We start from the raw sequence: 20,958 nt of genomic DNA, 5'->3' as shown, positions 1-20,958 counted from the left end.
CGACACGAGGATAGCGGCAGGTTGCGCGAAGCTGCGCGGTGGTGTGCGCTGAATGCATGTCAGCACAGACTTTTGACGTGATCGTGATCGGAGGCGGCCCGGTCGGCGAGGTCGCCGCCGAACGGGCCGCGCGTGGCGGGCTTCGGGTCGCCCTCGTCGAACACGAACGTTTCGGCGGCGAATGTTCTTACTGGGCCTGCATTCCGAGCAAGGCGCTGCTTCGGCCGGGGAACCTCCTCGCCGCCGCGAAGCGCGTCCCGGGTGTCCCGGTGGGTGACGCGGTCGACCCCGCGAAGGTGTTCGCGCGCCGTGACTGGTTCACCGGCAAGGGAGACGACACCGGACAGGTCGAGTGGGCCGAAGGCGTCGGGATCGCCCCGATCCGCGGGCACGGCCGGATCACCGGTGAGCGGGAGGTCACGGTCGACGGCGGTGACGTGCTGACCGCACGGCACGCCGTGATCGTCGCCACCGGCAGTGTGCCGCGGACGCCGTCGATCCCCGGACTGGACACGATTTCCGTGTGGGGCTCCCGGGAGGCGACGTCGGCGGAAGCCGTCCCGCGCCGTCTCGGTGTGCTCGGTGGCGGAGTCGTCGGCGTCGAAATGGCGCAGGCTTTCGCGACACTCGGCGCCGAAGTCCACCTGATCATCTCGGGCGAACGCCCTTTGCCGCGGCTGCCGGACTTCGCGGGCGACGCCGTCATCGCGGGACTTCGCGAAGCCGGGGTGACAGTGCACACCGGATCGGGTCTCGACTCGGTGTCCGCTGTGGACGGTGGTAAGGAATTGTCCTTGAAGGGTGGTGACCGGTTGCTTGTCGACGAACTGCTCGTCGCCACCGGCCGCCGTCCCGCGACCGACGGGCTCGGCGTGGACACGCTCGGGCTCGAAGCGGGCGCGCCGCTCACGACGGACGACAACGGTCGAGTGTCCGCTGTGGACGGTGACTGGCTGTTCGCCGTCGGGGACGTCACCGGCCGGGCGCCGCTGACCCATCAGGGCAAGTACGCCGCCCGCGCCACCGGCGACGCGGTGGCCGCACAGGCGGCGGGCGAGCCGGTCGACTCCGCCGCGTGGAGCGCGCACAGCGCCACGGCCGACCATCACGCCATCCCGCAGGTCGTCTTCACCGACCCGGAGGTCGCTTCGGTCGGGCTCGCCGGACCCGAGGAGGGCAAACCGCACCGCGTCGTCGACATCGACATCGCGGTCGCCGGTTCGTCACTGCACGCGGACGGCTACGCGGGCAAGGCGCGGATCGTCGTCGACACCGAACGCGGCGTGCTCCTCGGCGCGACCTTCGTCGGGCAGGACGTCTCCGAACTGCTGCACTCGGCGACGATCGCGATCGTGGGGGAGGTCCCGCTGTCGAGGCTGTGGCACGCGGTCCCGTCGTTCCCCACGATCAGCGAGGTGTGGCTGCGCCTCCTGGAGGCGTACGGTCTTTAGCCGTTGACGGGAAGTTCGAGGGCGGCCTTCGCGCCCCGGACGAGGCCGGGATCGTCCGGAGTGGACGGTCCCGGCACCCAGACGACCTGGATCAGCCGGACCGATTTCCCGTCCAGGCTGCTCTGGTAGGCGGCGCCTTCGAACACCGGGACGTCGCCCTGCCACTGGTTGGTCTCGGTGGCGAGGTCGAGGATGCCGCCACCGCCGGGATTGTCGGCGGCGGCCTTGAACGCGGTCGCCTGTTCGGCGTCCGGGAACTCCACGACGGCGATCGTGACCGCGGCGGCCCGGCCGTCGATCGAACTGGCGAAGCTGGCCCGTTTCACTCCCGCGCAGCTCGTCCGCTGAAGACTTGCCTGGACGTCGCCGTACGCGTGCGACGCGCATTTCTGGTCCGCGGCCGACGCCCGCGAGGTGAACTGGATGTTCTCCACCGCGCTGCTGCTCGGCGGCGGCGAACTGGTCGCCGGGGTCGGCGGCGGGGGAGTCTGGGTGGACGCGGTGTCGTCACCGCCGGAGGCCACGCTGATGGCCGCGACCAGCAGCACGATGAGCAGGCCGATCGCGGCGAGCGGGAGCCACTTCACCGTCTTGGACTGATGGGGCGGCTTCGGGGCGGGCTCAGTGGGAGCGGAAGCGGCGGCCGCGGGCGGAACGGGCTTCGCGGCGACGGCCTGCCGAGCGGGCTGGACCGGCGGAGCGGGCCGGACGGGCGGCGGCGCGGCGGGCAGGGGTTTGGCGGCTTTGACCGGAGGAGCGGCCGGTTTCGCCGGTCTTTTCACCTTCCCCGGATGCTGCACCGGAACCGTCGGGGCGATCGCGACGAGCGGGTTCTCGCGGATCACGGTCGGCTCGTCGTCGGAGTAGGCGCTGAACCCTTCCCCGAGCAACATCTCTTCGGGCATCGGCGGCGCGTCCGGGGCGAGCGCTGCGATCAGGTCCCGCGCCTGCTGGACCGACCGGGGGCGGGCGGCGGTGGCCAGCGAGACCGTCGCGGCCAGCATCGTCGTCGCCGTCGGGTAGAGGACGCGGACGGAGCCGGCGAGGTCCGCGGCCGGCTGGTCGACCGTCTCCACGTACGGACCGACGGCGATGATCGTGCCGATCGGCCCGGCGCCGGGGGCGACGTCCGCGATCTTGTGCGTGCACGCCGCCGACAGCGAGAGCGCGTCGGTGGCCGGGTTGATCGAGGTGTCGCCGTGGACCAGCGGCCAGCCGTCGGCCTTCCACGGCCCGCCGAGCGGGGCTTCGAGTTTCAGCGCCGGGTCCGGCAGGTCGACACCGATGATGATGAGGACGCCCTTCGGCATGACGACGACGGCTTCGACGGGGCGCCCGTCGACCGGGCTGGCGCCGACCAGGGCGACCCCGCCCACGACGTTGCTGCCCCGGCCGAGTGAAGCCAGCGCGGCGCGGACGTCCTCGGCCACCCGGGACGGCTGTTGAGCGAGGCGAACGAGTCGCACCGAACCCCTCCCCATCTCGTCGGTCTCGATGCACAAAGTAGCGCCTCCATCCGGACCAACGGGCCGACACGTCGCAGGTAGGCGCGGTGACCTTGCTCCGAGAAGTTGTCATCCACGTGAGCGCCGTCACTCACCCGGGTGTTACTCGTTGGTAGGTGGCAGCTCCTTTGTCCCCTGTCACCAGGAGAAACGTCATGGCCGTATCTCGCCCCTGGCGTCGACGCGCCGCGCTCGTCGCCGCCCTGCTCGCCGTCCCGGTCGCGGGGATGGTCCCCGCGCAGGCCGCGGGACCGCTCGCACCCGTCGCCCCCGAGCTCTCCCGCCTGCTCTCGGCCGTCACCGGAGCGACGGGGGTGACCGCGCTCGTGCACGCCGACGACATCGCCACCGCCGAACGCGCCGCCCGCGGAGCCGGGCTGACGAAGATCACTTCGTTCGGCAAGATCGGCGTCGTCGCCGTCCGGGGAACCGCCGACCAGGTGCGCGCCGTCCGCGAGGCCGACGGCGTCAGCTACGTCGAAGGCAACGAGAAGCTGAAGGCGCACGGCAGCGCGGGCACCACGGCGACCAGGAGCCTGCAGACGCAGGCACAGCTCAAGGACGCCGGTGGCGCTCCGGTGGACGGCAGGGGCGTCTCCGTCGCGATCATCGACACCGGCGTCGACCCGACGCATCCGGCGTTCAAAGGCGCCGACGGCAAGACGCGGGTGGTGCGCAGCCTCAAGAGCCTCTGCCTCGACGGGACCGCCACCAACTGCATCGTCGACGTCCCGACCGTCGTCGACACCGACACCCTTCCCTCGGCGGCCACGGCACGCACGTCACCGGTATCGCCGCCGGGAACCAGCTGACGCTGACCGACGGCACCAAGGTCGGCGGCTCGGCGCCCGGCTCGAAGATCGTCTCGGTCTCGACCGGGGCGGCGCTGCTCGTGCTCGGCACGGACGCGGCGCTGAACTGGGTGCTGGAGAACCACAAGGCGCCCTGCGGCGCGGGTGTCGCGGCGTCGGTGTGCCCGCCGATCAAGGTGACCAACAACTCCTACGGCCCCAGCGGTGGTGGCACCTTCGACCCGAACTCGGCGACGGTGAAGCTCCAGCGCGCGCTCGCCGCGGAAGGCGTCGTCACGGTGTGGGCGAACGGGAACGACGGCGGCGACGGTTCGGCGAACCTCTCCAACCCGCCGGGACAGGACCAGACGCCGGGCGTGCTCTCGGTGGCCTCGTCCAACGACCAGGGGACCGGCACCCGCGACGGCACGGTTTCCGACTTCTCCTCGCGCGGCCTCGCGACCAGCCAGTCGAGCTGGCCCGACGTCTCCGCGCCGGGGGAGAACATCCTCTCGTCCTGCCGCCCCACGCAGCCGATCTGCACACAGGGCCTCCAGCCCAAGAATGGCCCCGGACTGCTGGACCTCGCCACCTACAACGTGATCAGCGGGACCTCGATGGCGGCACCGCAGATCACCGGGATCGTCGCGCAGCTGTTCCAGGTCGCGCCGAACGCGAGCCCGGGCGACATCGAGGCCGCGATCAAGGGGACGGCGTACAAGTTCACCAACGGCTCGCCGTACGTGGCCGCCGGGCCGTACACGTCGAGCTTCGACAAGGGCACGGGCCTGGTGGACACCTTCGCCGCGGCGAAGTCCCTCGGCGCCCAAGGCTGACCGGCTCGCCTTCCGTCCCGGCTCGATCGCCGGGACGGGAGGCGGGACTCGGGTGATCAGAGACGTGACTCGCATGCTTGGGCGCGTGACTCGCGTGATCAGAGCCGGAACTCGCGTGTGCGGTGTCCAGTCACGCGAGTTCCGGCCCTGATCACGTGAGTTCCGCTTCTGAGCACGCGAGTGCGGTGCGCGGTCACCCAGCCCACCCGTTTCCTCGGCAGGGCGGCACAATTGCCGTCCCCGGGGTAACCCGGGTGAAGGGATCTTTTCCCCGGCCCCACCGAAAGAAGGGGGCTTTCGCAGGAGTTCCGCGTCCCAATCAGGTGCGACTTGTGGTGTTCATGTGGCCAAACAGCACAGTTGGGGTGCACAATGTGCTCACGCGTACCGGGAGGCGGCACGAGCCACCTGACCAGCACAACTCGCGAGGTCGTAGGGGAAGACGCCCCTCGTCGAGTAGCGGAGGTCAGCAGTGAGCACCCGTGGCAACACCCGTGGCGTGGTGTACGTCCACTCGTCGCCGTCTGCGGTCTGTCCGCACGTCGAGTGGGCTATTTCGGGCACCCTCGGTGCCCGAGTCGAGTTGAAGTGGACGGCGCAGCCCGCCAGTCCAGGACAGCTCCGCGCCGAATGTGGATGGCGTGCGCCTTCGGGCACCGGCGGAAAGCTGGCGTCCGCGCTCAAGGCGTGGCCGATGATCCGGTTCGAAGTCACCGAAGAGCCCAGTGCGGGGGTCGACGGTGAGAGGTTCTGCTTCGCCCCCGGCCTCGGCCTGTGGCACGGCAGGACCAGCGCCAACGGCGACATCGTCGTGGGCGAAGACCAGTTGCGGGCACTCGTGAGCAAGGTGCGCACCGGGGAGTCCCTGGCGCACAAGCTCGACGAGCTCTTGGCCGCCAACTGGGACGAAGCGCTCGAACCGTACCGGCACGCCGGTGACGGCGCACCGGTCACCTGGCTGCACCAAGTCGGGTAGACGCCGGTGAGGACGGAAGAGGCGGGCGGCTAACCTTTCAGGGTGACCGCCCAGCCTCGCCCCCTCTCCCGCCAGCGGTGGCTGATCCCCGTCCTCGTGGTCGTGATCTCGCTGACCGTCGGCGTCGGGTTGCTGGCACGCGACCTCTATCTCCGCCCCGAGGCGGCACCCACCGAGCCACTCGTCAGTGATTCGCCGACGTCGGTTCCCCCGGGGGCGCAACCCGGCTCGCGCGCCGTGGAGGTGACTCCGGACGTCTTCGCGCATCCGCACTACCAGAGTGTCCGGCAAGTGCTGCAAGGGTATTTCGACTCCATCAACGATCGCGACTATCTGAAGTGGACTTCGGTGGTCAGCCGCGAGCGTGCCAAGACCAAGACCTCGTCCGAGTGGAAGAAGGACTATCAGTCCACTCAGGACGGCAGCATCCTCGTTTACCGCATCGAGCCGGGCGCGCCGAGCACGCTCCGGGTGCTCGTCGCCTTCACCAGCACCCAGGACGTCGACGACGCGCCGGTATATCTGCCGGAAGGCTGCATCCGCTGGCGGCTGGTGCTGCCGCTGCGGCTGGAGAGCGGCTCCTGGCGCGTCGACACCACCGACGGCGGGACGAACCCCGAACACGAAAGATGCTGAAGTAAGGGGCGACATGGTCCCCCAGGCTGACGCGGGCGCGAACCGGGGCCGAATAGAGTCGCGGGCATGGCAATTGACCAGCCGGCCGTGCTGACCGGCGCCTCGAGGGGGCTCACCAGCGAAGAGGTCGCCCAACGGGTGGCCGCGGGACAGACCAACACTGTCTCGACGAAGACCAGCCGGACCACCGGCGAGATCATCCGCGCGAACGTCTTCACCCGGATCAACGCGATCTACGGGGTGCTGTTCGTCCTCATCCTGTCGACGGGGTACTTCATCGACGGGTTGTTCGGCGGGCTGATCATCGTCAACAGCGCGGTCGGCATCATCCAGGAACTCCGGGCGAAACGGACCTTGGAACGGCTCGCCATCGTCGGACAGGCGAAGCCGACCGTCCGCCGCGACGGGCAGAGCGCCGAGATCGCCCCGGAAGACGTCGTGCTCGGGGATCTCGTCGAACTGGGGCCCGGCGACAAGATCGTCGTCGACGGCCCGGCGCTGACGGCCGACGCGCTGGAGGTCGACGAGTCGCTGCTGACCGGGGAATCCGATCCCGTGGTCAAGCAGCCCGGCGACAAGGTACTGTCCGGCAGCTTCGTCGTCGCGGGCAGCGGCACCTACCGCGCGGACGTCATCGGTGACGAGTCCTACGCGGCGAAACTGGCCGCGGAGGCCAGCAAGTTCACCCTGGTGAAGTCGGAACTGCGCCAGGGCATCGACAAGATCCTCAAGTTCATCACCTACCTGCTCGTCCCGGCCGGCGCGCTGACCATCTACAACCAGCTCGCGGGCGACCAGGCGTGGCCGGACGCGCTGCGCGGCATGGTCGCGGCGCTCGTGCCGATGGTGCCCGAAGGCCTGGTGCTGATGACCAGTGTCGCGCTCGCGGTCGGCGTCATCCGGCTGGGCAAGCGTCAGTGCCTGGTGCAGGAACTCCCGGCGATCGAAGGACTCGCCCGGGTCGACGTGGTGTGCGCGGACAAGACCGGCACGCTCACCGAGAACGCGATGCGGCTTTCCGAGGTCCGCGAGATCACGCGGGGCCACCCGGTGGACGACGTGCTGGCCGCGCTCGCCGCCGCGGATCCCCGCCCGAACGCGAGCCTGCAGGCGATCGCCGAGGCGTATCCGGCCGATCCCGGCTGGCGGGTCTCCACGACCATGCCGTTCTCCTCGGCGCGCAAGTGGAGCGGCGCGTCGTTCGGCACCGACGGCGACTGGGTCCTCGGCGCGGCCGACGTCCTGCTGCCGGAAGGGGAACACCGGGCGGAGGCCGAGAAGATCGGCTCGCGCGGTCTGCGTGTCCTGCTGCTGGGCCGTGCCGAGCGTGCCGTCGACGCGGCCGAGGGCCCCGGCGACATCCAGCCGGTCGCGCTCGTGGTGCTGGAGCAGAAGGTCCGTCCCGACGCGAAGGACACTTTGGACTTCTTCGCGCACCAGGACGTCGCGGTCAAGGTCATCTCCGGCGACAACGCCATCTCGGTGGGCGCGGTCGCGGGCACCCTCGACCTGCCGGGCGCGGACAAGCCCGTCGACGCGCGGAAGCTGCCGGAGGACGCCGAAAAGCTGGCCGACACCGTGGAGGAGCGCGCCGTCTTCGGCCGCGTGACGCCGCTGCAGAAACGCGCGATGGTCGGCGCGCTCCAGTCGAAGGGCCACACCGTCGCGATGACCGGGGACGGCGTGAACGACGTCCTCGCGCTGAAGGACGCGGACATCGGTGTCGCCATGGGCGCCGGCAGCCCGGCCACCCGCGCGGTCGCGCAGATCGTGCTGCTGGACGACAAGTTCGCCACCCTGCCGCACGTGGTCGCCGAGGGGCGGCGGGTGATCGGCAACATCGAGCGCGTCTCGAACCTGTTCCTCACCAAGACGGTCTACTCGGTGCTGCTGGCGCTGATGGTCGGCATCGCGCAGGTGCCGTTCCCGTTCCTGCCGCGGCACATCACGATCACCGCGTGGTTCACGATCGGCCTGCCCGCCTTCGTGCTTTCGCTGGCGCCGAACAACGAACGCGCCCGCACCGGCTTCGTCGGCAGGGTGATGCGGATGGCCGTCCCGGCCGGGCTGGTCATCGCCACGGCGACCTTCGTGAGCTATCTGCTGGTGTACAAGGGTTCCGGACAGTCCGAACTGGACAAGATCCAGGCCGGGACGACCGCGCTGATCACGCTCATCACGATCGCGCTGTGGGTGCTCGGGATCGTCGCGCGGCCGTACCGGTGGTGGAAGATCCTGCTGATCGGCGGGATGGTCGTGCTGACGCTCGCGCTGTTCCTGATCCCGTTCACGCAGAAGTTCTTCGCGCTGGACCCGAGCGTGAGCGCGTACACGCTTTCGGCGTTCGCCTGCGCCGGAGTCGGGATCGTGCTGGTGGAGGCCGCCTGGTGGATCGGGCGGCATCTGGTCAAGCGCTCGGAAGCCTGACCGCTCCCGCCTCGAGTGCCGCAAACGTCATGAGGGGTCCCCATAGGACATAAAACGTCCTATGGGGACCCCTCATGACATGTCAGGCGAGCCGGAACTCCGCGACCGTCAGGCCGCCGGGGTGAACAGCAGAGCCGTGTTGTGCCCGCCGAAACCGAACGAGTTGCTGATCGCCGCGCCCAGCTCGACCTTGCGCGCCTCACCGGAGACGACGTCGAGCTGCACCTTCGGGTCCAGGTCTTCGAGGTTCAGCGTCGCCGGGATGAGGCCGTGGTAGATCGCCAGGATCGTGGCGATGCCCTCGACCGCGCCCGCACCGCCGACCAGGTGGCCGAGCGCGCCCTTGGGCGCGGTCACCACGACGTGCTCGCCGACGGCGTTGCGGATCGCCGCGGCCTCGCCGACGTCACCGACGACCGTCGAGGTCGCGTGCGCGTTGACGTGGCCGACGTCGGCAGGGGAGACCCCGGCCATCGTCATCGCCTGCCGCATGGCGGTGATCTGGCCGATGCCCTCCGGGTGGTTACCCGTGATGTGGTAGGCGTCCGAGGTGATCCCGTACCCGCTCAGCTGCGCGTAGATCCGCGCGTTGCGGGCCCTGGCACGGTCGGCCCGCTCCAGGATCACGACGCCGGAGCCCTCGCCGAGGACGAAACCGTCACGGTTCACGTCGAACGGCCTGGACGCCTTCGTCGGGTCGTCGTTGCGGGTGGAGACCGTCCGCGCCTGGGCGAAACCGGCGAGGGTGATCGGGTGGATGCACGATTCGGCACCACCGGCGACCACGACGTCGGCGCGGCCCGAGCGGATCATCTCGTAGCCGGCGGCGATGCCTTCCGCGCCCGACGCGCAGGCCGACGCGGGCGAGTGCACACCGGCACGCGCCTTCAGATCGATCCCGACGTGCGCGGCGGGGCCGTTCGGCATCAGCATCGGCACGGTCAGCGGGGAGACCTTGCGGAGTCCCTGCTTGTGCAGAAGGTCGTTCTGGGAGATCAGGGTGACCGGACCGCCGACACCGGTACCGATGGTCACCCCGAGGCGCTCGGGTTCCACATCCTGATGCTCATCGGTCGGTTGCTCGAAACCCGCGTCCGCCCAAGCCTGGCGGGCGGCGATGATCGCCACCTGCTCACAGCGGTCCAGCCGCCGGGCCTGGACCCGCGGCAGGACTTCGGACGGGTCGACGGCGAGCATGGCGCCGATCTTCACCGGCAGCTCGAGTTCGTCGACCCAGTCGGCTTCGATGCGGCGGATCCCGCTCGCCCCGGCGAGCAGGCCGTCCCACGTGGACGCGACGTCCCCGCCGAGCGGCGTGGTCGCGCCCATCCCGGTGATCACGACGTCGATGTTGCTCATTGGAGTCTCCCCAAGGTCGGCGCCAATCAAGAAGTCGGACTTACTTGGAGTTGGCCGACACGTAGTTCACCGCGTCGCCAACGGTCTTCAGGTTCGCCAGCTCGTCGTCCGGGATCTTGACGCCGAACTTGTCCTCGGCCTGAACAGCGATCTCCACCATGGACAGCGAGTCGATGTCGAGGTCGTCCACGAAGGACTTCTCGGCGGTCACGTCGTCCTGCGCCACACCGGCGACCTCTTCGACGATCTCGGCGAGGCCGGCGAGGATCTCTGCGTTGTCTGCCACTGGTTGTTCCCTTCTCGGTGATGCTTTCGGCTGCCCCGCGGACACGGTGCCCGCGGGGGAAGTATTCATCACGGGCAGATGAAGGCCTGGCCCGCGTAGGAGAGTCCCGCCCCGAAGCCGACGGCGAGCACGACGTCGCCCTGCTTCACGGTGCCCGCCTTGCGCATGTGGTCCAGCGCGAGGGGGATGGACGCGGACGAGGTGTTGCCCGAGTACTTGATGTCGTCGGCGACGACCATGTCCTCGCGCGCGCCCTTGGCCCGCAGCTTCTTGGCGATGGCCTCGACGATGCGCAGATTGGCCTGGTGCGGGATCAGGACGTCCACATCGGACGGTTCGAGCCCGGACAGTTCCAGCGCCCGCAAGGCGATCGGCGCGATCTGCGTGGTCGCCCACCGGAAGACCGACTGGCCCTCCTGGTAGATCCACTTGTCGTCGCGCATGTAGATGAGGTCGACGTGCTCGCCCGCGCTGCCCCAGGCGACCGGGCCGATCTGCGCCGAGTCGGCCGCGCCGACCACCGCCGCGCCCGCGCCGTCGGCGAAGATGATCGCGTTCGCGCGGTCGACCGGGTCGACGTGGTCGGTGAGCTTCTCGGCGCCGATGACGAGCGCCTTCTTCGCGCTGCCCGCCCGGATGAGGTCCGACGCGACACCGAGGCCGTAGCAGAAGCCGGCGCAGGCGGCGTTGAGGTCGAACGCGGCGGGATGCGTGATGCCGATCCGGTCCGCGACCTGGGCGGCGGCGTTCGGGATCTGCGTGGGCATCGTGCAGTTCGGCAGGATGACCGTGTCCACTTCGGACGGATCCACGCCGGCGTCGGCCAGCGCGGCGGTGCCCGCCTTGACCGCCATGTCGACCAGCGACTCGTCCTTCTCGGCGAACCGGCGCTCGACGATGCCGACCCGCTCGCGGATCCACTGGTCGTTGGTGTCCATGATCTTCGAGAGATCGTCGTTGGTCACGATCTTCTCGGGCTGGAAGCTCCCGACACCGAGGATGCGGGTCCCGGCGGCGCCCTGCGCCTGCCGCAAGGTGGATCGGTCGGTCACGAAGCGTCCTCCTGCCCCTGAAGCTTCGCCAGCTCGGCGGGGGTCTTCAGTGCGATGGTGGTGGTCACGGTTCCCTTGAGCTGCCGCTTGACCAGCCCGGTCAGCGTGCCCGCCGGCGGCAGTTCGAGCGTCGAGGTGACGCCCGCGGAGACCAGACCGTCCATGGTCAGGTCCCAGCGCACCGGGCTCGTGACCTGCTTGACCAGCCGGTCGAGGTACTCGGCCCCGCTGGTGACGACCTGGCCGTCGGCGTTCGACAGCAGCGGACGCGTCGGGTCCGCCGGGGTGATCTTCGCAGCCTGCGAAGCCAGCGCTTCCCGCGCGGGTGCCATGTACGAGGTGTGGAACGCGCCCGCGACCTTGAGCGCGCGGACCTTGGTGCCCTCCAGCGGCTCGGCCACGATCTTCTCGATCGCGGCGGCGGCGCCGGAGGCGACGATCTGACCGGCGCCGTTACGGTTCGCCGCGGCGAGGCCGTGGCCGTCGAGCCAGGCGACGACCTGATCCGGGTCGCCGAGCATGACCGCGGCCATGCTCGTGGGCTCCAGTGCACACGCCTTGGCCATCTCCGCGCCGCGGATTGCGGCCAGCGCGACGGCGTCCTCGGGGCTCAGCACCCCGGCGATGGCGGCGGCGGCCAGTTCGCCGACGGAGTGACCGGCGACCGGCGAGTCCGCGGCGACCGGGGCCTCGCGCTGGAGGTGTTCGAACGCCAGCAGGGACAGCGCCACGATCAGCGGCTGCGTGATCGCGGTGTCCTGGATCTCTTCGGCGTCCGCCTCGGTGCCGAGACGGATCAGGTCGAGACCGGCCCGCTCGGACCAGGCTTCGACGCGCGCGCGGGCGCCTTCGAGCTCGAGCCAAGGAGTGAGCATGCCTGGGGCTTGGGAACCCTGACCGGGGGCGAGGACTGCAGCTGTCACCCCACTAGGGAACACTCTCGGCCACCATGGTCGTGATGCCGACGCTCACCAAGTCCGGCCTGGGTAATTGTGGGAAACCTCCAAAAGCACGTTCCTGATCTCCGCGCTTAACCCAAAAGCCTTGTCGGGTTCAACCAGCTTTCCCTATGAAGTCTGTCACTGCGCAGCGTTACCAACGGGTTTACCAGAGCCGTGCGGGGTCGGCCAAGTCTTCCATGTCGCTTCGTGTGCCTGAGTGGGGTATTTGCCCGTTTCGGCGCGAGGTGTTTCGCGTGATCGGATGGACGGCATGCTCGCCGCGAGTCGTCCGTCTGGTCACGCGAACCGGACAGAAGTACCTAGGACCCCTTGGCCCTGACCCGAATCGTCACTCACGACCACCGGACCGACTCGGTACCGGCGCTTGCCGTCCCGAAGTACATGAAGGCCCCCTTCCTTGCGCCAGGCGTAAGCAAGGGGGCCTTCATGTACTTCGCGATCCGGTCACCAGAGGCCGCGGGCCCGGGCCAGCCGCCCCACCGTCAGCGCCACCTTCAGCACCCAGGCGTCGCGCGATTCCGCGGCGTGGCGGCCGGTGAGCTCCGCAGCCTTCCGCAGCCGGTACCGGACGGTGTTCGGATGCACGAACAGTGTCCGCGCGCAGGTTTCCAGGACGCCGCCGCTGTCCAGGTAGGTCTCCACCGTCCGCAGCAGCGCCGGGCCCGCCTCCTCCAGCGGCCGGGCGATCTGTTCGACGAGCAGCCGTTCCGCCTCGGGATCGCCGGACAGCGCGCGTTCCGGCAGCAGGTCGATCGATCTCGCCGGCCGCGGCGCACCGGGCCAGCCGACGACCGCGCGCAGGCCGGAGAGCGCTTCGGTCGCGCTGTGGTGCGCTTCGGCGAGGGTCGGCACCGTCGGCCCGGCGACGACCGGGCCCTCGGCGAACGCGACGGACAGTTTCGTGAGGATCTCGCGGTCCTTGACGCTGCCGTCGGTGGGCCCGGCGACGACCACGACCAGCCGCGATCCCTGCACCGAGAGCAGCACGGGGCGCCCGACGCGGGCGGCGCGGCTGCGCACCTCGAACACGACGGCGGGCGGGTCGTCCGACGTCGGGGTGCCGACCAGGGCGGTGGCGGGCGCGGCCGGGTCCCAGCCGAGCGCGGCGGCGCGGGAGAGCACCGCTTCCTCGGCGTCTCCTCGGACGATGCCGTCGACGACCAGCGCTTCCAGCCGCGCGTCCCAGGCGCCCCGGGCCTCGGCGGCGGCCGCGTAGGAGTTCGCAGCGGCGAACGCGATCTCCCTGCCGTAGCGCAGGATCCCTTCGATCAGCGCGGCGCGTTCTGCCTCGTTCGCGGCGAACTCGGGTAGCTGCTCCTCGAACACCTCGATCGCCAGCCGCACCATGCCGACCGCCTGTCGCAGGCTCACCCAGCGGGAAAGTTCCGCGGGCGCCTCGCGGAACGCCTCGGTGGTGAGGGAGAGCGCCTCCTTCGCGTCGCGGAGCCAGTCGACGAAACCGGCGGCACCCGCCTGGGTGATCAGCAGGACACTCGCGCGCTGGTCGGCGGGAAGGCGGGCGAACCAGCTCAGCCGCTCCTCCATCACCGCGACGCTCGCGCTCGCGAGCCGGCCGGAGGCGTGCTCCAGTCTTCGGAGGGTCTTGGCGGACAGCCCGTGGTGCTTGGGCACACGTCGCCCGGAAGTCGCATCAGCCATGGTCAGCCGATCCTAGTCCGGCGGGCAAAGGTGGCCGTCGTCCTGCGGCTCCTCGCCGCCTAGGTCCGAAGTGGACAGTTATGGCCGGTGAATTGTGAAAAGTCTTTGCATAAAACTCGAGGCCGCCCGGCGCTAGCGTTTTTCGCTGCGCCGGACGGCCTCGTCTCCCCGGTCCCCACCGGTAGAACAAGTATGGGACTTGTCGATCTTTTCCCGCTAGTTCACTCACTCGATCGTGGGTCGCCGAGTTGCCGGTGCGGTGCCGGTGATCAACGATCCCTCGCAAGCCGCACCGGGTAGGTCGCGGATGCGCAGAGGAGGGAGTTCGCCGTGGGCGAGCAGCTGAAAGACGGTCTGGGACAAGCATGGAACCTTGTCGCCACCTTCGTGCCGAAACTGGTCGGATTCCTGATCATCCTGCTCATCGGCTGGTTGATCGCGAAAGCCGTGTCAAAGGCATTGGGACTGGTTCTGTCGAAGATCGGTTTCGGCAAGCTCATCGAGAAGACCGGACTCACCGGAACGCTCAAACAAGCGAATGTCGACGCGGGCGGGATCCTCGTCAAACTCGTGTACTACTTCATTCTCCTGATCGCGCTGCAACTCGCGTTCGGCGTATTCGGTGAGAGCAATCCGGTCAGCGCCCTGCTCAACGACATCATCGCGTTCCTGCCGCGGATCCTGGTGGCGCTGGTACTGGTGATCGTCGCGGCGGCCGTCGCGAAGGTCGTCCGCGACCTGGTGACCGGAGCGCTCTCCACCCGCCCCGCCGGACGGCTGCTCGGCACCATCGCCTACTGGCTGATCATGGCGTTCGGCATCATCGCCGCGCTCGGTCAGGTGAACATCGCGACGGCGGTGACGGGGCCGGTCCTGATCACCGTGCTCGCCACCATCGGCGGCGTGATCGTCGTCGGCTTCGGCGGCGGCCTGATCAAGCCGGCGCAGGACCGCTGGCAGGGCTGGCTGTCCAACTTGCAGGGCCAGCTGGAGCCCGGCGGCGGCAAGCAGGAGGTCCGTTCGGAGCCGCCGACTTCGCCCGTGGGCATCGGTCGCGTAGATTCCTGAGCATCCCGCGGGCCCGGTGATCGAGGAAGGCACCGGGCCCGCGTGGAGTCGAAGGGCCCGTTCGCCGCGGAGCACGCGGTGGAGGGCCCTTTTCTCGTCCTGTGAGAGTCCTTAGCGACTCTTGAGCCGTCTCCCTGTTCCGCACCTCACACTCCCTAGGGAATGACGTCGGAACGGAGCATGTTGGAGCGGTAGACGGAGAGGGGTGCGGACGTGGACTTCCTGCTGCACAACGGTGTCACGGTGCTCGGACAGTGGATCTCCTTCGCCGAGCTGGCGGGGCAGGTCTTCGCGCTGGCCGTGGTCTTCCTGGCGCAACGCCGCACGTTGTGGACCTGGCCGGTCCAGGTCGGCGCCACCGTGCTGTTGTTCTCGGTCTACATCTCCGCCCACCTCGGCGGGCTCGCGACCAGGCAGGTCGCGATCCTCGCCATCTCGATCTACGGCTGGTGGGCGTGGTCCCGCCGCAGCGACCCGGTCTACGGCGTCGTCGTCCGCAAGGGAAGGCTCGGCGAGCGCCTGGCGATGCTCGGCGCGTTCGCGATCGGCACCACCGCGATGGCGCTGGTCCTCGAGGCGCTGAACGCCTCGTGGGCGCCCTGGCCGGACGCCGCGATCTTCGTCGGCACGCTGGTCGCCTTCGCCGCGCAGGGTGCGGGCCTCGTCGAGTTCTGGCTGGTGTGGCTGGTCGTCGACGCGATCGGCGTGCCGTTGCAGCTTTCCTCGGGCCTGTACTTCTCCGCGGCGGTCTACATCGTGTTCGCCGGGCTGGTCGTGCACGGCTGGTGGAGCTGGAACCGGACGGCGAAGCAGGTCCGCACCGCGCCGTCCGGCGTCTCCGCCGCGGCCCGCTGACCCCGCGTTTCGTCCTCTGAATGCGGTATTTGCGCGACGCAAGTACCGCATTCAGAGGACGAATTGCGTCGGTCAGCGCATGGTGGCGTGCGAGGGCTTGAGGTCCGCGAGGGTGCGCACGCCCAGCAGCTGCATGGTCCGGGTCATTTCGGCGCGCAGGATGTCCACGCACCGCTGGACACCGCGCTCGCCCCCGGCCATCAGGCCGTAGAGGAACGCGCGCCCGATCAGCACCGCGTCGGCGCCGCGCGCGATCGCGGCCACGATGTCGCCGCCGGAGAGGATGCCGGTGTCGACCCACACCTCCGCGTCACCCTGGATCTCGTCGAGCACCGCGGGCAGCAGTTCGATCGGCGTCGGCGCGCGGTCGAGCTGGCGGCCGCCGTGGTTGGACAGCAGCACCGCGTCGGCGCCGTGCTTGACCACATCACGCGCGTCGTCGACGTTCTGGATCCCCTTGACCACGAGCTTGCCCGGCCAGGTCTGGCGGACCCAGTCGAGGTCGTCGAAGTTCAGCGTCGGGTCGAAGAGCTGGTTGAGCAGTTCGGCGACCGTGCCGTCGAACTGGCTCAGCGAGGCGAAGGTCAGCGGCTCGGTGGTCAGCAGGTTGAACCACCACGACGGATGCATCGCGCCGTCGACGAACGTCTTGAGGGTGAGCGCGGGCGGGATGGTCAACCCGTTGCGGACGTCGCGCAGCCGCGCGCCGGCGACCGGGGTGTCCACCGTGAGCATGAGGGTGTCGAACCCGGCGGCCCACGCGCGATTCATCAGATCTTCGCCCGCTTTGTGGTCGCGCCAGACGTACAGCTGAAACCACTTGCGGGCCTCGGGCGCGGCCTTCGCGAGGTCTTCGATCGACGTCGTCGCCATCGTCGACAGCCCCATCGGGATACCGTTGCGCTGGGCGACGCGGGCCACCGCGGACTCGCCCTCGTGGTTCATCATGCGGGTGAACCCGGTCGGCGCGAACGCGAACGGCAGCGCCGAACGCTTGCCGAGGATCTCCTTGCTGGTGTCCACATCGGACACGCCGCGCAGGACGTTCGGGTGGAATTCCACGCTGCGGAAGGCCTGCCGTGCGCGGCGGAGGCTGTCTTCCAGCTCGGCGGCGCCGTCGGTGTAGTCGAACGCCGCCCGCGGCGTCCGCTTGCGGGCGAGCATCCGCAGGTCGGCGATCGTGTGCGCGCCCGCCAGCCGCCGTTCGGTCGGGTTGAGCACGATCGGCTTCGGCCGCAGGATCTGCTTCAGCTCACTCGGCTTCGGCAGTCGACGCTTGGTCACTCTCGCTCACCCTTTCCGCAAACATCCGATGTCTCACCCTAGTCCGCTGCTCCCCGGATGCAATGAAGGGGCCTTTCATCGCAAAATTCGCAATGAAAGGCCCCTTCATCTCAACGCTAGGCGCTACCGGAGTCCGACAACTGCGGACCCGCGGCGGCGACGTCGTCGAGGCGGTACTTGCGCGCCGCCTCCGCCGCCTTCGAGCGGTCGACCTCGCCGCGCTTGGCCAGCGCGCTCAGTGTGCCGACCACGATCGACTGCGCGTCGACCAGGAACTTCCGCCGGGCGGCGGGGCGGGTGTCGGAGAACCCGAACCCGTCGGTGCCCAGCGTCAGCATGTCGGTCGGCACCCACGGACGGATGAGGTCCGGCACGGCCCGCATCCAGTCCGAAACCGCGACGACCGGCCCGTTCACGCCGGACAGCTTCTGCGTGATGTACGGCACACGCGGGGAGTCGCCGGGGTGGAGGAGGTTGTCGTGGTCGATCTCGACAGCCTCGCGCCGCAGCTCGGTCCACGACGTCGCCGACCACACGGCCGCGCGCACGCCCCACTCCTCGGCGAGCATCTTCTGCGCCCGCAGCGCGTCCGGCATCGTGACGCCGGACACCAGGATCTGGGCCTCCGGACCGTCGCCCGACGGGGCGTCCGCGTACTTGTAGAGACCCTTCAGCAGGCCGTCGACGTCGAGGTTCTCCGGCTCGGCGGGCTGCTGGTAGGGCTCGTTGTAGATCGTCATGTAGTAGAAGATGTTCTCGCCGTTGCCGTCCGGCCCGGTGTCGCCGTACATGCGGCGGAGACCGTCCCGCACGATGTGGGCGATCTCGAACGACCACGCCGCGTCGTAGGCCACGACGGCCGGGTTGGTCGCCGCCAGCAGCAGCGAGTGCCCGTCCGCGTGCTGGAGGCCCTCACCGGTCAGCGTGGTGCGGCCGGCGGTGGCGCCGAGCACGAACCCGCGGGCCATCTGGTCCGCGGCGGCGTAGAGGCCGTCACCGGTCCGCTGGAACCCGAACATCGAGTAGAAGATGTAGATCGGGATCATCGGCTCGCCGTGCGTGGCGTACGAGGTGCCGACGGCGGTGAACGACGCGGTGGACCCCGCCTCGTTGATGCCCTCGTGCAGGATGACGCCCTTTTCGGACTCCTTGTAGGCCAGCATCAGGCTCGCGTCGACCGACGTGTACGTCTGGCCGTGCGGGTTGTAGATCTTGGCCGTCGGGAACATCGAGTCGAGACCGAAGGTGCGCGCCTCGTCCGGGATGATCGGGACGATCCGCTTGCCGATTTCGGAGTCCTTCGCCAGCTCGCGGACGAGCCGGACGAACGCCATCGTGGTGGCGACCTCTTGCTTGCCCGAGCCCTTGCGGATGCCTTCGTAGACCTTGTCGCCCGGCAGCACGAGCGCCTTCGAGGCCTTCGGGCGGCGCTCCGGCAGGAAACCGCCCAGCGCCTTGCGGCGGCCGAGCATGTACTCGATCTCCGCCGAGTCCTTGCCCGGGTGGTAGTACGGCGGGAGCTTCGGGTCGCGCTCGAGCTCCTCGTCGCTGATCGGGATGCGCTGGGCGTCCCGGAACAGCTTCAGGTCGTCGAGGGTGAGCTTCTTCATCTGGTGCGTGGCGTTGCGGCCCTCGAAGGACGGGCCGAGGCCGTAACCCTTGATGGTGTGGGCCAGGATCACCGTCGGCTGACCGTGGTGCTCCAGCGAAGACTTGTAGGCCGCGTAGACCTTGCGGTAGTCGTGCCCGCCGCGCTTGAGGTTCCAGACGTCGGCGTCGGTGAGGTCCTTGACGAGCTCCTTGGTCCGCGGGTCGCGGCCGAAGAAGTGCTCGCGGACGAAGGCGCCGTCGTTGGCCTTGTACGTCTGGAAGTCGCCGTCCGGCGTGGTGTTCATGAGGTTGACCAGGGCGCCGTCACGGTCCGCGTGCAGCAGCGAGTCCCACTCGCGGCCCCAGATGACCTTGATGACGTTCCAGCCGGCGCCGCGGAAGTACGACTCCAGCTCCTGGATGATCTTGCCGTTGCCGCGTACCGGGCCGTCGAGCCGCTGCAGGTTGCAGTTGATCACGAAGGTCAGGTTGTCGAGGCCCTCGCCCGCGGCGACGTGGATGAGGCCGCGCGATTCCGCCTCGTCCATCTCGCCGTCGCCGAGGAACGCCCAGACGTGCTGGTCGCTGGTGTCCTTGATGCCGCGATCGCGCAGGTAGCGGTTGAACCGGGCCTGGTAGATCGCGTTCATCGGGCCGAGGCCCATGGACACGGTCGGGTTCTCCCAGAACTCCGGCATCAGCCGCGGGTGCGGGTACGACGGCAGGCCGCCGCCCTCGCCCGCGTGCGAGAACTCCTGGCGGAACCCGTCCATCTGGCTCTCGCTCAGCCTGCCTTCGAGGAAGGCGCGAGCGTAGATGCCGGGGGAGGCGTGACCCTGGATGAAGATCTGGTCGCCGCCGCCGGAGTGGTCCTTGCCGCGGAAGAAGTGGTTGAAGCCCACTTCGTACAGCGCCGCCGACGAGCCGTAGGTCGAAATGTGCCCGCCGACACCGACCCCGGGGCGCTGCGCGCGGTGCACCATGATCGCGGCGTTCCACCGGATGTAGGCGCGATAGCGGCGCTCGATCTCCTCGTCACCGGGGAACCAGGGTTCGTTCTCGGTGGGGATGGTGTTGACGTAGTCCGTCGACGTCAGCGCCGGGACGCCGACGTGGCGTTCCCTGGCCCGCTCGAGGATGCGCAGCATCAGGTACCGGGCGCGCTGCTGACCACCCCTGGCCAGCGCCTCGTCGAAGGAGTCCAGCCATTCGGCGGTCTCCTCCGGGTCGATGTCGGGCAGGTGCGCCGCCAATCCGTCACGGATGACGCGGACGCGTGCCGGGGTCTCCTTGCCGGAGGCGCCGTCGTTCTGCGGGGCCAAGGGGTCTCCTTGCGAAAGGTGGTAGCTGGTTGTGCTCGTACGCGGGCGTGTTCGCGGTCCATCGTCGTCCTCCGGTTCCGCTCGCGTCACCGCTACTGATCGGTAACGTTCGCGGACCCGATTGCGACACGCCTCGCACGCGCCTGTACTCGCGCGCGCGTTTTCTCTCCCACCCTAAAGCAGGGCGTTCGGGGGTGCCCAAGCGCGCCCGAATTGACCCCCCGGGAGTGGGCTGAATGTCCGTACGCCGCGACACGAGTTGTTCAAGATCCGGTGTGGACGGTTGCGCGGAACGCTTCACCAGTGTTCGCTAACGGGCATCGTGTACCCGAGTGCGGTGCCCGCCCGGTCGAATCCGGCCGAGCGACACCACGCTCCGTCGTAGTTGGAGGAGTGACAGCAGTGGTCGCCGCGGGAGACGCTGATCAGAGCAGCGTCGCCGAAAGGCTCGGGATCAAGCCGGACATGGTGGTCCAGGAGATCGGCTGGGACGAGGACGTCGACGACGACCTTCGTGCGGCGATCGAGGAACAGATCGGCGGCGACATCCTCGACGAGGACGCCGACGAGGTCATCGACGTGGTGCTGCTGTGGTGGCGCGAGGACGACGGTGATCTCGGTGACACGCTGATCGAGGTCCGGACCCCCCTGAACGAGAACGGCGTGATCTGGGTGCTGACCCCGAAGACGGGACAGCCCGGGCACGTCGAGCCGAGCGAGATCGCCGAAGCGGTGCCGCAGGTCGGGTTGGCCCAGACGGCCAACATCAGCGCCGGCCCGAAGTGGGCGGGCACCCGGCTGGTGTCGCCGAAGTCGAAGACCAAGCGGTGACCCGGGGAGCCGCGCGATCGACACGATAGGGTTGTCGTCGCAGGCCCCTGTTCGCTCTTGAGAGGAAA

General features: G+C 69.3%; 15 protein-coding genes and 1 pseudogene. 8 read left to right on the top strand and 8 right to left on the bottom strand.

What is annotated here, in order from left to right:
• Positions 1 to 77 precede the first annotated feature (77 nt).
• On the top strand, positions 78 to 1,451 hold the full coding sequence (locus ACFWMR_RS22550) for a dihydrolipoyl dehydrogenase family protein (RefSeq protein ID WP_378379756.1): 1,374 nt from the start codon (positions 78 to 80) through the stop codon (positions 1,449 to 1,451).
• Here ACFWMR_RS22550 and ACFWMR_RS22545 read toward each other — a convergent pair.
• Complete coding sequence (locus ACFWMR_RS22545; protein WP_449224335.1) at positions 1,448 to 2,932, bottom strand: hypothetical protein; 1,485 nt, start codon at positions 2,930 to 2,932, stop codon at positions 1,448 to 1,450. The genes ACFWMR_RS22550 and ACFWMR_RS22545 overlap by 4 nt on opposite strands.
• A gap of 179 nt (positions 2,933 to 3,111) precedes the next feature.
• Here ACFWMR_RS22545 and ACFWMR_RS22540 point away from each other — a divergent pair.
• The 4 genes and pseudogenes from ACFWMR_RS22540 to ACFWMR_RS22525 all read left to right on the top strand — a co-directional run bounded on the left by ACFWMR_RS22540 (position 3,112) and on the right by ACFWMR_RS22525 (position 8,622).
• Positions 3,112 to 4,583: pseudogene (locus tag ACFWMR_RS22540) on the top strand (S8 family peptidase).
• 472 nt (positions 4,584 to 5,055) lie between these two features.
• Entirely contained in the window at positions 5,056 to 5,559 is a 504-nt protein-coding gene (locus ACFWMR_RS22535) for a DUF3145 domain-containing protein (protein ID WP_091599164.1), read from the top strand.
• A 42-nt stretch (positions 5,560 to 5,601) separates the two neighbouring features.
• Complete coding sequence (locus tag ACFWMR_RS22530) at positions 5,602 to 6,195, top strand: hypothetical protein (protein ID WP_378379754.1); 594 nt, start codon at positions 5,602 to 5,604, stop codon at positions 6,193 to 6,195.
• 66 nt (positions 6,196 to 6,261) lie between these two features.
• Positions 6,262 to 8,622, top strand: a complete 2,361-nt coding sequence (locus ACFWMR_RS22525) for a cation-translocating P-type ATPase (protein ID WP_378379753.1) — start codon at positions 6,262 to 6,264, stop codon at positions 8,620 to 8,622.
• Positions 8,623 to 8,730: 108 nt separating this feature from the next.
• Here the strand turns inward: ACFWMR_RS22525 and ACFWMR_RS22520 are convergent, their stop codons facing one another.
• From ACFWMR_RS22520 to ACFWMR_RS22500, 5 genes are all read right to left on the bottom strand, one after another.
• Complete coding sequence (locus ACFWMR_RS22520; RefSeq protein ID WP_093934738.1) at positions 8,731 to 9,981, bottom strand: beta-ketoacyl-[acyl-carrier-protein] synthase family protein; 1,251 nt, start codon at positions 9,979 to 9,981, stop codon at positions 8,731 to 8,733.
• Between the two features lie 40 nt (positions 9,982 to 10,021).
• Positions 10,022 to 10,267, bottom strand: coding sequence for an acyl carrier protein (locus ACFWMR_RS22515; protein WP_004559006.1), 246 nt, complete (start codon positions 10,265 to 10,267; stop codon positions 10,022 to 10,024).
• Positions 10,268 to 10,335: 68 nt separating this feature from the next.
• A complete protein-coding gene (locus ACFWMR_RS22510; RefSeq protein ID WP_093934737.1) occupies positions 10,336 to 11,319 on the bottom strand; it encodes a beta-ketoacyl-ACP synthase III in 984 nt (327 codons plus the stop codon).
• Positions 11,316 to 12,242, bottom strand: coding sequence for an ACP S-malonyltransferase (locus tag ACFWMR_RS22505; RefSeq protein ID WP_378379752.1), 927 nt, complete (start codon positions 12,240 to 12,242; stop codon positions 11,316 to 11,318). The genes ACFWMR_RS22510 and ACFWMR_RS22505 overlap by 4 nt, the downstream gene beginning before the upstream one ends.
• Positions 12,243 to 12,725: 483 nt before the next feature.
• Complete coding sequence (locus tag ACFWMR_RS22500) at positions 12,726 to 13,940, bottom strand: PucR family transcriptional regulator (RefSeq protein ID WP_005164946.1); 1,215 nt, start codon at positions 13,938 to 13,940, stop codon at positions 12,726 to 12,728.
• Positions 13,941 to 14,270: 330 nt separating this feature from the next.
• Here ACFWMR_RS22500 and ACFWMR_RS22495 point away from each other — a divergent pair, with 330 nt between their 5' ends.
• Entirely contained in the window at positions 14,271 to 15,008 is a 738-nt protein-coding gene (locus ACFWMR_RS22495) for a mechanosensitive ion channel family protein (RefSeq protein WP_378379751.1), read from the top strand.
• 213 nt (positions 15,009 to 15,221) lie between these two features.
• On the top strand, positions 15,222 to 15,863 hold the full coding sequence (locus ACFWMR_RS22490) for a nicotinamide mononucleotide transporter family protein (protein ID WP_093934734.1): 642 nt from the start codon (positions 15,222 to 15,224) through the stop codon (positions 15,861 to 15,863).
• A gap of 72 nt (positions 15,864 to 15,935) precedes the next feature.
• Here ACFWMR_RS22490 and ACFWMR_RS22485 read toward each other — a convergent pair whose 3' ends face one another.
• Positions 15,936 to 17,147: an alpha-hydroxy acid oxidase gene (locus tag ACFWMR_RS22485; protein WP_378379750.1), complete on the bottom strand. Its 1,212-nt coding sequence runs from the start codon at positions 17,145 to 17,147 to the stop codon at positions 15,936 to 15,938.
• A gap of 116 nt (positions 17,148 to 17,263) precedes the next feature.
• Positions 17,264 to 20,059, bottom strand: a complete 2,796-nt coding sequence (gene aceE, locus ACFWMR_RS22480; RefSeq protein ID WP_378379749.1) for a pyruvate dehydrogenase (acetyl-transferring), homodimeric type — start codon at positions 20,057 to 20,059, stop codon at positions 17,264 to 17,266.
• A gap of 402 nt (positions 20,060 to 20,461) precedes the next feature.
• On the opposite strand from aceE, the gene ACFWMR_RS22475 reads away from it, so the two are divergent.
• Positions 20,462 to 20,890 carry a DUF3052 domain-containing protein gene (locus ACFWMR_RS22475; RefSeq protein ID WP_005164955.1) on the top strand — a complete coding sequence of 143 codons (429 nt, stop codon included), beginning with the start codon at positions 20,462 to 20,464 and terminating at the stop codon, positions 20,888 to 20,890.
• Positions 20,891 to 20,958: the final 68 nt, after the last annotated feature.

Source organism: Amycolatopsis thailandensis (genome assembly GCF_042723255.1).
Taxonomy (GTDB): Bacteria; Actinomycetota; Actinomycetes; order Mycobacteriales; family Pseudonocardiaceae; genus Amycolatopsis; species Amycolatopsis thailandensis.
The sequence above is the reverse complement of the archived record's forward strand: the minus strand, read 5'-3'. Positions and strand labels throughout refer to the sequence as shown.